The following is a 12,220-nucleotide window of genomic DNA, read 5'->3' as shown; positions in this document are numbered from 1 at the left end:
ACTTTAATTAAATTTTCTTATGTTAATTAAATAGAAAATTTAGTCTTCCCAAAAAGGGTCTGTAGTTAAAGAAATTTTTAATGGAGATCTTGTTTTACTTTCAATATTGCTTATGCATGCTCTTATGGTCTCTCCATTAACATCTATTTCACAGGCTCCACAACTTCCGGTTAGGCAGCCAGATGGAATTTCAAAACCTGCTTTCTCTGCATTAGAGAACCAATCTTCTCCTTCACAAACATATGTTTCAATATTATTTGGCCAAATTAGTTTAATTTTTGAGTTCTTCAATTTAATAATGATGAGAGATTTAAATGCTTGTTAAATTCATTTGCGAGATTTTCAATTATTGATTCTCGCTTAACTTTATAAGAGCGTGTTCTTTTCTTTAATGCTGGTAATTTTTTTCTCTTCCTTATCAAGTTTATATATTGATCTCTCCAAATATCATTTTCAAAGATCCCATGTATGTAAGTTCCTGCAATAGTTCCACCTTTTTTATTTTCTTTGTACCAACCTAGATTTAAGTCTTTGAAGATAGGGTTAATCTTTAATGAGTTTTGAGTATGATCTAATTCCGTCTGGCCATTGTGAATTTCAAAACCACGAATTTTGGATTGGCATGGCCATAAAGATTCGGTACTGATTTGACGGGTTAATTTTTTCTCAAAGAAAGTTGTTTTTAATGGCAGTAATCCAATACCTTTGGTTTTTTGTTTAGAATAGATTTTGGGACCTTCTTTAGAATAGGGATCTTCAAGTGTTGTTCCTAACATTTGTAAACCTCCACAGATCCCAACTATGTTGCCATTGCTATTCGAATATTCTCTTATATCCTGAGATAAACCTGAATTTTCAAGAAATATTTGATCTTTAATAGTTTGTTTACTCCCAGGAAGAATAATAAAGTCAGAATTATTCAAGTTTTGCGATTCTCTAATCCATTCAATTAATATTGATTCTTCATTTTCTAAAGGATCAAAATCTGAAAAATTACTTATAGACGGCAATTTTATAATTCCAACTTTGATCTCAGGATTTGAGAAACGTGATTTTTTTTCTATTAAATCTAAAGAATCTTCTGGGGGGAATGAATCATTCAACCATGGAATAATTCCAATAACAGGGATTTTAGTTTTACTTTCTATCCATTTTTTACCTTCTTCAAATAATGAGAGGTCTCCTCTAAATCTATTTATAATAATTCCCTTAATAAGTTTTTTCTCTTCTGGTTTCAATAATTCAAGAGTTCCTATTATTTGTGCAAATACTCCTCCTCTTTCAATATCAGTGACCAAAATGCAATTTGCATTTAAATACTTAGCAACTCTTAAATTTGTAAGATCTCTATGAATTAAATTCATTTCTACCGGACTTCCAGCTCCTTCGATAATTAAACGGCAATTTGGGCTTTTTTTATAAATAGAACTTAGACTTTTTTTAATTACTTCCCAACCTGGAATAAACCAATCTTTGTAATAATTTTTGGCGGTTGTTATTCCTATACTTTTGCCAAGGTGAATCACCTCACTTATTGAATTACCTTGTGGTTTTAATAAAATGGGATTCATCTCTGCAGAAGGATTAATACCGCAAGCAAACGCTTGAAGTGCTTGTGAATATGCCATCTCTCCACCTTCACAGTCAACCCAAGCATTGTTACTCATGTTTTGACCTTTAAAAGGGATTGGTTCTTCTCCTATATTTTTAAGAATCCTGCAAATAGCAGTAACTGTTAATGATTTACCTGCTCCACTGGAAGTGCCTAGGACCATTATTGGTTTCTTTATTTCATGTAATTTTTCTGCTAACTCCATTGGTAATTTATATTAATTATAAAATTTATTAATAAGTGAATTGAACTATAATTTGATAAAAAATTTGTGTTAATTCTAGCCTCTGCTTCACAATCTAGAAAGAAATTACTTGAAAATTGTCAAATTGAATTTATTCAAATATCAAGTAACTTTGATGAAACTACTATTCAAGAAAAGAATATATTTAATTTAGCTTTGGAACTATCTTTTCAAAAGGCAAATAGTTTATCTGAAAATATCCAAAAAATATCATTGCCCGAAGAATTTAATTATGGTCCTTTGGAAATACTTGGGTGTGATTCAATTTTCGAATTTAAAGGAGAAGCTTTTGGAAAACCATCTAATAAAAAAGAGGCATTTCTTAGATGGAAAAAAATGTCAGGGGAATTTGGATTTTTACATACTGGCCATACTTTAATAATTGGAAATTTTGAGTCGACTTCCAAAAATTTCAAAAGCACTAAAATAATAAAAAAAACAGTAAGTTCAAGAGTTTATTTTTCTAAGTTGGCAGATTGGGAAATCAAGAGTTATGTAGATACAAATGAACCTTTATTTTGTGCTGGAGGATTTGCTTTGGAAGGTATAGGCGGTAAATATATAGAAAAAATAGAGGGTTGCTTCAGTAATGTAATGGGTTTAAGTTTGCCATGGCTCAGAAAAAATTTATATAGATAATAAAATTGAGCAAAAAAAAACCCTATCTTAAAATAGGGTTTTTTTAGATGATATAGAGGTTAGTCTAAATCAGGCATTTCTAGAGCTGGTTCACTCTTTCTGTCGATTCCTTTTTCGAAACCAGCAGCGGCTGCTCTAGCACGCCCAGCATGCCAAAGGTGACCGATGAATGTAAACCATCCTAAGAAGAATTGTGCAGCGGCTAACCATTGTCTTAAGTTAACGAAGTTAACAGCATTAGGCTCCGTAATAATTCCACCAACAGAGTTGATAGAAGCGTTAGGAGCATGAGTCATATATTCAGCAGCTCTTCTTACCTGCCAAGGCTGAATATCATTTTGAATTTTCTCAAGGCTCAATCCGTTAGGCCCTCTTAAAGGTTCTAACCATGGACCTCTGAAATCCCAAAATCTCATTGTTTCACCACCAAATATAATTTCACCAGTAGGAGATCTCATGAGATACTTACCTAGACCTGTTGGTCCCATTGTTGAGCCTACGTTAGCTCCAATTCTTTGATCTCTCACTAGGAAAGTAAAGCTTTGTGCCTGTGAAGCTTCAGCATTTGTTGGACCATAAAATTCAGAAGGGTAAGCAGTGTTGTTAAACCAAATGAATGTTGAAGCAATAAAACTTGCTACACAAATTCCACCAAGAGCATAACTTAATAGTCCTTCACCGTTCCAGATGAATGCTCTTCTTGCCCATCCAAAAGGTTTGGTAAAGATATGGAATATTCCTCCAATAATTGCAGTAATACCCACATAAACATGTCCACCAACAATATCTTCAATGGAGTTAACACCGATTATTGAACCAGCACCTCCCCATGGAGATCTAAATAAATAACCAAGAATAACTCTTGGATCTAAAGTTGGGTTAACAAGTCTAACTTCACCACCACCAGGTGCCCATGTGTCATATGCACCGCCAATAAAACACCAGTTGACTGACCATGCTAATGCACCTACACCTAGAACAATCAAATGATATCCAAGGATATTAGTCATTTGATTTTTGTCTCTCCAATCAGTAGAGAAAAATGGGAAATCTTCTTCTAGTTTTTCTGGACCTGCTAATGAATGGTAAATACCACCAAAACCAAGAACAGCAGAAGCTATCAAGTGAACCACACCTGCCTGAAAGAAAGGCATGATATCGGTAACTTCACCACCAGGGCCTATTCCGTAACCAAACATTGCGACGTGTGGCATACAGATTAAACCTTGCTCCCACATTGGTTTATCAAAAGTAAAATGATTAACCTCAAAGAGCATCATTGCTCCCGCCCAAAAGACTATTAGTCCAGAGTGAGCAATGTGAGCTCCTAGTAAACGTCCAGATAAATTGATTAATCTAGCGTTGCCTACATACCAGGCATAACCAGTTTCCTCAATACTTTGGTTTGGAGCTCTTAATAAATTATTAAAGGGCGTTTCCACGTGGAAGAACCTCCTCAGGGAATACAAAGTTTTCGTGTGGTTGATCCACAGAAGACATCCATGCTCGCATACCTTCGTTCAAAAGTATATTTTTTGTATAGAAAGTTTCAAATTCTGGATCTTCTGCTGCACGGATTTCTTGGCTTACGAAATCATAAGCTCTTAGGTTTAGTGCTAAGCCGACAATACCAATTGAAGATGTCCACATACCCATAACAGGTACAAATAGCATCAAGAAATGCAAGAAACGCTTGTTTGAGAAAGCAATACCGAAGATTTGACTCCAGAATCTATTAGCTGTAATCATTGAATAAGTTTCTTCTTCTTGAGTTGGGTCAAAAGCTCTAAATGTTGAACTTTGAACCTTACCATCTGTGTAGATACTTGTATCTTCATACAAAGTGTTTTGTACTGTAGCTCCATGAATAGCGCAAAGTAGAGCACCACCTAGAATTCCAGCAACTCCCATCATATGGAATGGATTTAAAGTGATATTGTGAAAACCTTGAATGAACAGGATGTAACGGAAGATTGCTGCAACACCGAATGAAGGTGCGAAGAACCAACTATGCTGTCCTAAAGGATAAATAAGGAAAATACTTGTAAATACTGCAATTACTGCTGAGAAAGCTAGTGCGTTGTATGGTCTAATTCCAACAAGGCCAGCAATTTCAAACTGACGAAGCATAAAACCAATAAGGCCAAATACTCCATGTAATGCGACGAAGTTCCAAAGGCCTCCAAGTTGTAGCCATCTTACGAAACTACCTTGGGCTTCAGGACCCCATAAAAATAGAAGACTGTGTCCCATGGCATCACCAGGGGTGCTTACAGCTGCTGTTAAAAAGTTACAACCTTCAAGGTATGAGCTTGCAACTCCGTGTGTGTACCAAGAGGTAACAAATGTTGTTCCGACAAACCAACCACCTATAGCAAGATATGCACAAGGAAGTAGAAGTAGTCCGGACCAACCAATAAATACAAAGCGGTCACGCTTCAACCAATCATCGAGGACATCAAACCATCCTCTTTGCGGGGCGCTACCAACTGCGATCGTCATGAGAAATCGTTTTAGCTTCGGGATACGCAGTGACTGTAACAAAGATTGAGAGTAATGTGGGGAAATATTTGTATATCTGAAATGCCTTGTAAAGCTTTCCTGACTTTTTTATTAAAAATTAGGTAAGAATACTCCCTTAGTTTGTTAAATTATCTTAACTAGGCTCTAAAAAAAGATAAAAATGAATTCAGACCTCACGTCTTTCGATAAAATCGAACAAAAAATTGGTGGATCAAGAAAAATTTCAAATTATATTATTGGAGGTATGTTAACAATAGGAGGTATTGGTTTTCTTTTGGCCTCTATATCTAGCTACACAGGAAGGGATTTATTACCTTTAGGAAATCCTTCAACTTTATTGTTTATCCCTCAAGGAATAATAATGGGAGCGTATGGAGTAATAGCCAATTTATTAAATTTTTACTTATGGTATTTGGTTTACATAAACTTTGGTTCAGGAAGCAATTATTTTGACAAATCATCAAAATCTGTAGAAATAAAAAGAAAAGGATTATTCAAAGATATTGAAGTTAAATTGAATTTTGATGAAATTAAATCTGTTAAGTTGGATATAAGTGAGGGATTTAATCCTAGAAGAAGAATCGCTTTAGTACTAAAAGGTAGAAAAAAACCTCTACCTTTAAGCGGGGCAGGTGAACTTAAACCACTGCTTCAAGTTGAAGAAGAAGGAGCTCGTCTGGCTAAATTTTTGGATGTTAATTTGGAGGGCCTAAAATAAAAAAAAAATATTTTTTAAAAATATTATCTTTTATACAGGTTTTGTTTTTGGTGCAAGCTTGTGATTATAAAAATAAGATTGATTCTAATTATTATTGCCAAAAACTGAAATTTAGTTGTATTAAGAGTAATAAAGTAGTTTATTTTAAAACTACAAAAGGTGATTTTGAGGTTAAATTATTTGGTAAAGATAGCCCAGTTACAGTATCAAACTTTCTTAAAAACATAGACAATAATATTTACGTAAATCAAAAATTTTATAAAATAATAAATTATCCCCAAATAAGGTTTATACATGGTGGTGTTAATCCAGAAAATAAACTTTATATTGAACGAAAACAAAACCTGAATAAGACAAGTTCATCAATACCTTTAGAAATAAAATTCAAAGAAGAAATTAAACCTAGATATAACTATCAAGTAAAAAATCCTCATGAAACTGAAAATTTAGTTAATACTTTTGAGATTGGTTCAATCGCTATGGTTAAGAGGGGTAAGAATAAGTCTTCATCTACTGAATTTTTTTTTGTAACTAGTAAGATTCCAGAACTAGATGGAAGATATTCGATTTTTGGAAAGATTATTAAAGGATTAGATATACTCAAAAAAATCAATAAGGAAGACTACATCAAGTCAGTCCAGATAAATAATTAAATTTCTAGCGAATATTTGTTAATTTTCAACATTTCTGTATTAACTCCTGAAGAGCGTTTAAGTGCAACCTTACCAGTTCTTGCAATTTCAAGGATGCCGTATGGCTCGAGTAATTTCTCTAAAGCAACTAACTTCCCAGGATCCCCAACCACCTCGAGAGTTAAGGCCATATCTGATACATCAACAACTTTTGCACGGAAAATTTGTACTATATCAAGGATATTACTCCTGGTATCTTCTTTCGATGAAACTTTTAGTAACATTAATTCCCTCTCAACAGCTGCGAGATTAGTAAAATCTACAACTCCAAGAACATTAAATAACTTATTAAGTTGCTTAGTCATTTGTTGAAGAGTTTCATCGTCACCTTCTACTACCATTGTTAACCTTGAAATCCCTTTAGATTCTGCAGGTCCTACTGCGAGGCTATCTATGTTGAATCCCCTTCTAGCAAAGAGACCTGAGATTCTACTCAAGGCTCCAGATTCGTCTTCTACAAGAACTGATAATGTATGTTTCATATTTTAAGAGGTTTTTTAATCTCTAATCCATTCATAAGAGATTCTATTGAATACAGAAGGATCTTCATCATGGATACAATGCCCTGAATTGGATACTATTTTTAATTTTACCCATCTATGGAAATTTGCAATCTTTTTACCAACAAACAAAGGTATGAAATTATCTTTTTCTCCCCAAATCAATAAAAAAGGAACTTTTTTTGAGGCGCTAAGTTTTCTCAAAAGGTAAGAAGCTTGAAATTTTTCATCTCTTGAAGACATCCCAATACACATTGCTCTTAATGATCTAGCTGAAGTTCTCCTTAGAACTGGTTTCGTTATCAAATCTATTAATTCGCTATCAATACTATCTTTTTTGAAATAGGCAGAATTTAGTCCCAGTTTTATAACTCCCAATTTGGTTATTAAAAATAAAATAATCTCCAAAGGGAAAAACATAAAAAATATTCTTATGAATCTATCTTGAAATTTTTTAAATGATAATTTTTTTGTTATGGACTTTTTATTTTCTTGAATTTGATCTGGCAGAGGGGATGCAATAACTTTTGAAATTTGATCCTCTAATGAAACAGCACATGTTAAAGCAACTAGTGATCCAAGGGAATTGCCAATAAGAATTACTTTCCCAGAATTCTTTGGTCTTATCACCTGTGCAATAAAGTCTTTTACTTGATTAGACCAAATCTCATTATCTAGTTTTCCAATTTGTCTAATCCCAGGTTGATCTGAATCCCCAAATCCTATTAAATCTAAAGAATAAGAGGCACAATTCCTTTTCGCAAAATATCCTAAATTGTTTCTCCAATGTTTTCGACTAGCGCCAAATCCATGGAGAAAGATAATTGGAATTTCATTATCTTCGCCTGTAACACTCCAACAAACTTTAAAACCATTCCAATTCCAGTAATTAGGAAAGTTTATATTTTTTTTGAAATTATTATTCATATATTTGAAAATTTTCAAGATATTTGCATTATCTACTTTTTTAACAAATAAATGTATATTGAATGTAAATTATATTAATCATTAAATTTTACTATGGCTAAAGAAATTTTTAGTATTGCGGCAGTTTTTTGGATACTGATACCAATAGGATTGGTTGGCGGAGCTTTGTTATTAAAGTTTCAGGGAGATTGATTCTCACGAATTCATCACAATTTGAGTTATGGTCTAAAAGTTAAGTAAATCTTAAATATGAAGATTCTTTTAGTAGGAGCAACAGGGACACTTGGTAGACAAATAGCAAAGCAAGCTATAGAAAATGGACATGAAGTAAGATGCTTTGTCAGAAACCCAAGAAAAGCTTCCTTTCTACAAGAGTGGGGTTGTGAACTAACAAAAGGTAATTTATTAAGTTCTTCAGATATTGAATATGCATTACAAGATATTGAAGTAGTTATTGATGCAGCGACCAGCAGGCCAGATGATCCTAAAAGTATTTATGAAATAGATTGGGATGGAAAACTCAACTTATTTAATGCTTGTGAATCTACAAATGTAAAAAGGGTAATATTCCTTTCTATCCTCTTAACAGAAAAGTTTAGAAATGTCCCTTTGATGGATATTAAATTTTGCACTGAAAAACTTCTTGAGAAATCGGCTTTGGACTATACAATCTTCAAATGCGCAGCTTTTATGCAAGGAGTTATTGGTCAATTCGCCATCCCAATTTTGGATAGTCAAGCAGTATGGATGAGTGGGACACCAACTAAAATTGCTTATATGAATACTCAAGATATGGCGAAAGTTGTTGTAGCAGCAATAAATAATCCAAAAACTCACAGAACATCATTGCCATTAGTAGGTCCCAAAGCATGGGATTCAAATGAAGTTATATCTTTATGTGAAAAATTTAGTGAAAAAAAGGCGAAAATTTTTAGAGTTTCCCCTTTCATAATTAATTTCACTCAAAAAGTAGTTTCCTTTTTCCAAGATTCTCTTAATGTCGCTGAGCGATTGGCTTTTGCTGAAGTAACTAGTAGTGGTGAAACATTAGATGCTGACATGAGCAAAACTTACGAAATATTGGAACTTAAAAAAGAAGATATGACCTCACTAGAGAGTTATATCAAGGATTACTACCAACAAATACTTAAAAGATTAAGGGAGATGGAAGCAGATCTTAATATTGAAGAAAAAAAGAGATTACCTTTTTAATATTGCAATTTTAGACTTACATAGTATATTTGTACTATGTTAATATTTTTGATTATGTCTGTTTCTAAGTCTAAAAATCTTGAACGAAAACTAGATAATTTTGCAAAAGAAGCAAAAAATGAATTGAATAATGTTTGCGGATCTTCATTATGGGAAAGCCTTGGGTTTGTTTTTTTTGATCAATTAGAAGATTCTGAAAAAATTGCGAAAGCAAATTTTTACTATGGTCAACTTCAAATAATTAATGAAATTAAATTTTCAATTTGAATTGAATTTCATATTTTTACGGATCAAATTTTTTTTTAAATCAATTTTGGCCAATCTTTTTCTGATAAGATGTACTTAGTAAAAGATTAATTAATGATTGAAACTTCAGGTGTAATAGAAAAAGAGCAGGGTAATGGATTTTATTTGGTTACCTTAGAACAACCTGAAGGACATCAATGTTTATGTAGAGCTGCAGGTAAATTGACTAAATTTAGAATTAAATTATTAGCTGGAGATAAAGTGTTAGTTGAGATAAGTCCTTATGATCTTTCTAGAGGGAGGATAACTTATCGAGAGAGGAATGCAGGTGGTGCTAGACCTACTACTAATAAAAATAATCCCAAGAGAAATAATAAATAAAAAGTTACTTTAGATAATATTTTTTATCGCTTCTTTAAACTCACTTCTTTGTTTAACACCTTGCCATTGTTTTTTTAATAATTTTTCTTTAAAAAGTTGAACTGTTGGTGTGCCGTTAATACCAGCTTGTTTTGCAATATCTTGATCTTTATCAATATCTATTTCAACGCCAAGAACTGCACCATCAAGTTCTTTAATTACTCTTTTTAACTGAGGTTTCAAAACATGACATGGGCCACAGCTTGGGGAACTAAAAATTACTAAGATAGGTTTTTTGCTCTCGTGATAAAGTTTCCTCAATGCATAACTGCCTTTTTGCCATTCAGAATTTGAATCGAAAGTATCTTCATTAACTTCTTCTTCATTAAAATCTAATGAATTAAGTTTTTTTTCTGGTTCGGGTGTTTCTCTGACTATAGTTTTTGCTAAGTTTTTCTCTGCTAACCACCTTTCTGTAGCTAATGCTGCCATGCATCCAGTTCCTGCAGCGGTAACTCCTTGTCTCCACTCAGAATCAACAACATCACCTGCCGCAAAAATGCCTTCAACAGATGTTTCTGGCCTTCCTGATTTGCAAGCAATATATCCTTTGTTATCTAAATCAATTTTATTGCCTAAGAAATTAGTATTTGGGGTGTGCCCTATTGCATAAAAAAGACCTTTTATATTGATCTCCCCTTTACCTTCTTGAGAATGAATAGTTTCTATTTTCTCAAGCCATTCAGACCCATTAGCTTTATCAACTTTTGTATTCCAATGGATTTCTATCTTTGGATTAGCTTTTACTCTATCTACCATTGCTGCGCTAGCTCTTAATTTCTCTGATCTAACAATCAAATGCACTTTGCTTCCATACTTTGTGAGATATGCTGCTTCTTCACATGCAGAGTCTCCTCCTCCTATAACAGCTAGTTCTTCATCTCTAAATTGTGGAGTTGCCCCATCACAAATTGCACAAGCACTTATTCCCTTACTCCAGAATTTATCTTCATTTATTACGCCTAATCTATTTGCACTTGCTCCAGTCGCAATAATAATTGAGTTTGCTTTTATAGTCCCTTCTAAAGTTTTTAATTCAAATGGATGTAAATCAGTATTAATTGAGACAACATCACTTTCATATAGATTTGTCCCCCATCTTTCTGCTTGGGCCTTCATTAGGTCCATCAATTCAGGACCTAATACTCCATCGGGGAAACCTGGATAATTTTCAACAAATGTTGTGGTCATTAATTGTCCACCAGGAATACCACCTGAATTAAATCCGGTTACAAGCAAAGGTTGTAGATTTGCTCGTGCTGCATATATCGCAGCTGTAAAACCCGCAGGCCCGGAACCTATAATTACAACATTTTCTACGTTTGAAGTCTTCTCGTTATTTTCCATTTATTTACAAGTATCATTATTAATAATAATAAATAAGACGGAATAATGAAGATCGGATTTTACACGATGAATTTATTATTTAGTCGTTTACTTTTTGGTCTAATAATTCTTTTAATTCCTTTGGGAAGTTTAAAACAGAATCTCTTAAATTTTCATTCTTTTCTCCTATATGTAGTATCCACTCTCTAAATTCTTCTGCGATTGCATAACTATCTTCATATTTTTCTAAAGTATCCATTACAGAAATCCTATTGGTAGCCCAACAGGTTGCAATATCGATCCTTTTTCTAATGAAATTTTCCATTGAAACTTAAGGTGTTCTATATAGGTAAACACATCAAAGAACATATCAAATGTCTAATAAGTTACAACTTTGTACTTTCAAACAGTAATTTAATATTTAATTTATATTTGAGCGGATTTTTGCGCCAACTATGAAGAAAATATAAAGAATTGAGGTTAAACTGCTTCGCTGTGATTTGCAAGTAGCCTTTCGACTTCCTCAAAACCCTCTTTAGCTGAATTTATTGCAAGTTCCTCGCTAACTTTTTCTTCTGATACTAATTTTGCAGATATTTTCTTCAAAAGAGTTTCTTTCTTTTCTCTTAGCGTAGTAACAATTTCTTCTTCAATAATAGATTTTATTGCTTTAGAAATTATTTTTTTGTCATTTGCTTCTTCAAATGTACCCTGGACTAATTCTTGAATAAATAATCGATGCACCTCACTACTTCTTAAGAAGCTTTCTGTGGCATTGATAATTCCTTCAACTAGAGCCTCATCAGGTTCAGAATCATTTTCTGCAAGCTTGAATTCCCAATCTAAATGTCTTCTTTGCCAACCTGCCGAGTGAAGACTGGGCATGACTGTCTGCGAATAAGTATCAACTGACATTTCATAAATTCGCTCTGCTAATTTCTCGCACCAGTCTTTACCATGCTTTTCTAGATTTTTCTGCATAGCTTGTCTGGGAACAGCATGACCACCATGATGACTGTGACATACTCCATCAGGACATTCGATTGCTTTTATACTCATTGGATTATTTAGTACCTATATATTCTAGATAGCTATTTTTTATAGAAAAGAAAATATATTTTTAACAAAAATCCAAGACTTTTGACTTTCTTCAATTTATAT

16 protein-coding genes are annotated in these 12,220 nt (G+C 33.2%); 7 read left to right on the top strand and 9 right to left on the bottom strand.

Going from position 1 to position 12,220, the window contains the following annotated elements:
• Positions 1–39 precede the first annotated feature (39 nt).
• Positions 40–291, bottom strand: a complete 252-nt coding sequence (locus HA149_RS06640; RefSeq protein WP_209114189.1) for a 2Fe-2S iron-sulfur cluster-binding protein — start codon at positions 289–291, stop codon at positions 40–42.
• Positions 288–1,817 (bottom strand): cobyric acid synthase, encoded by a 1,530-nt coding sequence (locus HA149_RS06635; RefSeq protein WP_209114187.1) that lies wholly within the window; start codon positions 1,815–1,817, stop codon positions 288–290. Before HA149_RS06635 ends, HA149_RS06640 begins: the two co-directional genes overlap by 4 nt.
• A 66-nt stretch (positions 1,818–1,883) precedes the next feature.
• Between HA149_RS06635 and HA149_RS06630 the strand changes: the two genes are divergently transcribed.
• Positions 1,884–2,495, top strand: a complete 612-nt coding sequence (locus tag HA149_RS06630; RefSeq protein WP_209114185.1) for a nucleoside triphosphate pyrophosphatase — start codon at positions 1,884–1,886, stop codon at positions 2,493–2,495.
• A 59-nt stretch (positions 2,496–2,554) separates the two neighbouring features.
• Here HA149_RS06630 and psbC read toward each other — a convergent pair whose 3' ends face one another.
• A complete protein-coding gene (gene psbC / locus HA149_RS06625; RefSeq protein ID WP_011818757.1) occupies positions 2,555–3,937 on the bottom strand; it encodes a photosystem II reaction center protein CP43 in 1,383 nt (460 codons plus the stop codon).
• Positions 3,921–4,997: a photosystem II D2 protein (photosystem q(a) protein) gene (gene psbD, locus HA149_RS06620; RefSeq protein ID WP_002807316.1), complete on the bottom strand. Its 1,077-nt coding sequence runs from the start codon at positions 4,995–4,997 to the stop codon at positions 3,921–3,923. Before psbD ends, psbC begins: the two co-directional genes overlap by 17 nt.
• Before the next feature lie 181 nt (positions 4,998–5,178).
• Between psbD and HA149_RS06615 the strand changes: the two genes are divergently transcribed.
• A complete protein-coding gene (locus HA149_RS06615; protein WP_025906695.1) occupies positions 5,179–5,736 on the top strand; it encodes a photosystem I assembly protein Ycf4 in 558 nt (185 codons plus the stop codon).
• Positions 5,737–5,783: 47 nt separating this feature from the next.
• Entirely contained in the window at positions 5,784–6,389 is a 606-nt protein-coding gene (locus HA149_RS06610) for a peptidylprolyl isomerase (protein ID WP_209115334.1), read from the top strand.
• Here the strand turns inward: HA149_RS06610 and ilvN are convergent.
• Positions 6,386–6,910 (bottom strand): acetolactate synthase small subunit, encoded by a 525-nt coding sequence (gene ilvN / locus HA149_RS06605; protein ID WP_011818754.1) that lies wholly within the window; start codon positions 6,908–6,910, stop codon positions 6,386–6,388. The genes HA149_RS06610 and ilvN overlap by 4 nt on opposite strands.
• Before the next feature lie 15 nt (positions 6,911–6,925).
• Positions 6,926–7,855: an alpha/beta fold hydrolase gene (locus tag HA149_RS06600; protein WP_209114183.1), complete on the bottom strand. Its 930-nt coding sequence runs from the start codon at positions 7,853–7,855 to the stop codon at positions 6,926–6,928.
• A gap of 93 nt (positions 7,856–7,948) precedes the next feature.
• Here HA149_RS06600 and petM point away from each other — a divergent pair, with 93 nt between their 5' ends.
• The 4 genes from petM (at position 7,949) to infA (ending at position 9,694) form a co-directional block, all read left to right on the top strand.
• Entirely contained in the window at positions 7,949–8,047 is a 99-nt protein-coding gene (gene petM, locus HA149_RS06595) for a cytochrome b6-f complex subunit PetM (RefSeq protein ID WP_011132786.1), read from the top strand.
• A 57-nt stretch (positions 8,048–8,104) separates the two neighbouring features.
• Positions 8,105–9,067: an NAD(P)H-binding protein gene (locus tag HA149_RS06590; protein WP_209114181.1), complete on the top strand. Its 963-nt coding sequence runs from the start codon at positions 8,105–8,107 to the stop codon at positions 9,065–9,067.
• 54 nt (positions 9,068–9,121) lie between these two features.
• Complete coding sequence (locus HA149_RS06585) at positions 9,122–9,334, top strand: hypothetical protein (protein WP_002807551.1); 213 nt, start codon at positions 9,122–9,124, stop codon at positions 9,332–9,334.
• A gap of 93 nt (positions 9,335–9,427) precedes the next feature.
• Positions 9,428–9,694, top strand: coding sequence for a translation initiation factor IF-1 (gene infA / locus HA149_RS06580; protein WP_025906690.1), 267 nt, complete (start codon positions 9,428–9,430; stop codon positions 9,692–9,694).
• A gap of 9 nt (positions 9,695–9,703) precedes the next feature.
• Here the strand turns inward: infA and trxB are convergent, their stop codons facing one another.
• From trxB to HA149_RS06565, 3 genes are all read right to left on the bottom strand, one after another.
• Positions 9,704–11,080 carry a thioredoxin-disulfide reductase gene (gene trxB / locus HA149_RS06575; protein WP_209114179.1) on the bottom strand — a complete coding sequence of 459 codons (1,377 nt, stop codon included), beginning with the start codon at positions 11,078–11,080 and terminating at the stop codon, positions 9,704–9,706.
• A 79-nt stretch (positions 11,081–11,159) separates the two neighbouring features.
• The gene (locus tag HA149_RS06570; RefSeq protein WP_209114177.1) at positions 11,160–11,384 is read right to left on the bottom strand and encodes a hypothetical protein; all 225 of its coding nucleotides are present in this window, start codon (positions 11,382–11,384) and stop codon (positions 11,160–11,162) included.
• Between the two features lie 155 nt (positions 11,385–11,539).
• Positions 11,540–12,118 carry an EF-1 guanine nucleotide exchange domain-containing protein gene (locus HA149_RS06565; RefSeq protein WP_209114175.1) on the bottom strand — a complete coding sequence of 193 codons (579 nt, stop codon included), beginning with the start codon at positions 12,116–12,118 and terminating at the stop codon, positions 11,540–11,542.
• Positions 12,119–12,220 lie beyond the last annotated feature (102 nt).

The sequence above is a fragment of the Prochlorococcus marinus XMU1406 genome, from assembly GCF_017696055.1.
GTDB classification, from domain to species: domain Bacteria; phylum Cyanobacteriota; class Cyanobacteriia; order PCC-6307; family Cyanobiaceae; genus Prochlorococcus_A; species Prochlorococcus_A marinus_W.
This window is presented reverse-complemented; position numbering and strand designations above follow the sequence as displayed.

Bases quoted from the DNA above. Each gene is read 5' to 3' on its own strand.
- HA149_RS06600 (WP_209114183.1), bottom strand. From the start codon at position 7,855: ATGAATAATAATTTCAAAAAAAATATAAACTTTCCTAATTACTGGAAT.
- HA149_RS06565 (WP_209114175.1), bottom strand. From the start codon at position 12,118: ATGAGTATAAAAGCAATCGAATGTCCTGATGGAGTATGTCACAGTCAT.
- petM (WP_011132786.1), top strand. From the start codon at position 7,949: ATGGCTAAAGAAATTTTTAGTATTGCGGCAGTTTTTTGGATACTGATA.
- infA (WP_025906690.1), top strand. From the start codon at position 9,428: ATGATTGAAACTTCAGGTGTAATAGAAAAAGAGCAGGGTAATGGATTT.
- HA149_RS06585 (WP_002807551.1), top strand. From the start codon at position 9,122: ATGTCTGTTTCTAAGTCTAAAAATCTTGAACGAAAACTAGATAATTTT.
- HA149_RS06615 (WP_025906695.1), top strand. From the start codon at position 5,179: ATGAATTCAGACCTCACGTCTTTCGATAAAATCGAACAAAAAATTGGT.
- ilvN (WP_011818754.1), bottom strand. From the start codon at position 6,910: ATGAAACATACATTATCAGTTCTTGTAGAAGACGAATCTGGAGCCTTG.
- HA149_RS06590 (WP_209114181.1), top strand. From the start codon at position 8,105: ATGAAGATTCTTTTAGTAGGAGCAACAGGGACACTTGGTAGACAAATA.
- psbD (WP_002807316.1), bottom strand. From the start codon at position 4,997: ATGACGATCGCAGTTGGTAGCGCCCCGCAAAGAGGATGGTTTGATGTC.
- HA149_RS06635 (WP_209114187.1), bottom strand. From the start codon at position 1,817: ATGGAGTTAGCAGAAAAATTACATGAAATAAAGAAACCAATAATGGTC.
- HA149_RS06570 (WP_209114177.1), bottom strand. From the start codon at position 11,384: ATGGAAAATTTCATTAGAAAAAGGATCGATATTGCAACCTGTTGGGCT.
- trxB (WP_209114179.1), bottom strand. From the start codon at position 11,080: ATGGAAAATAACGAGAAGACTTCAAACGTAGAAAATGTTGTAATTATA.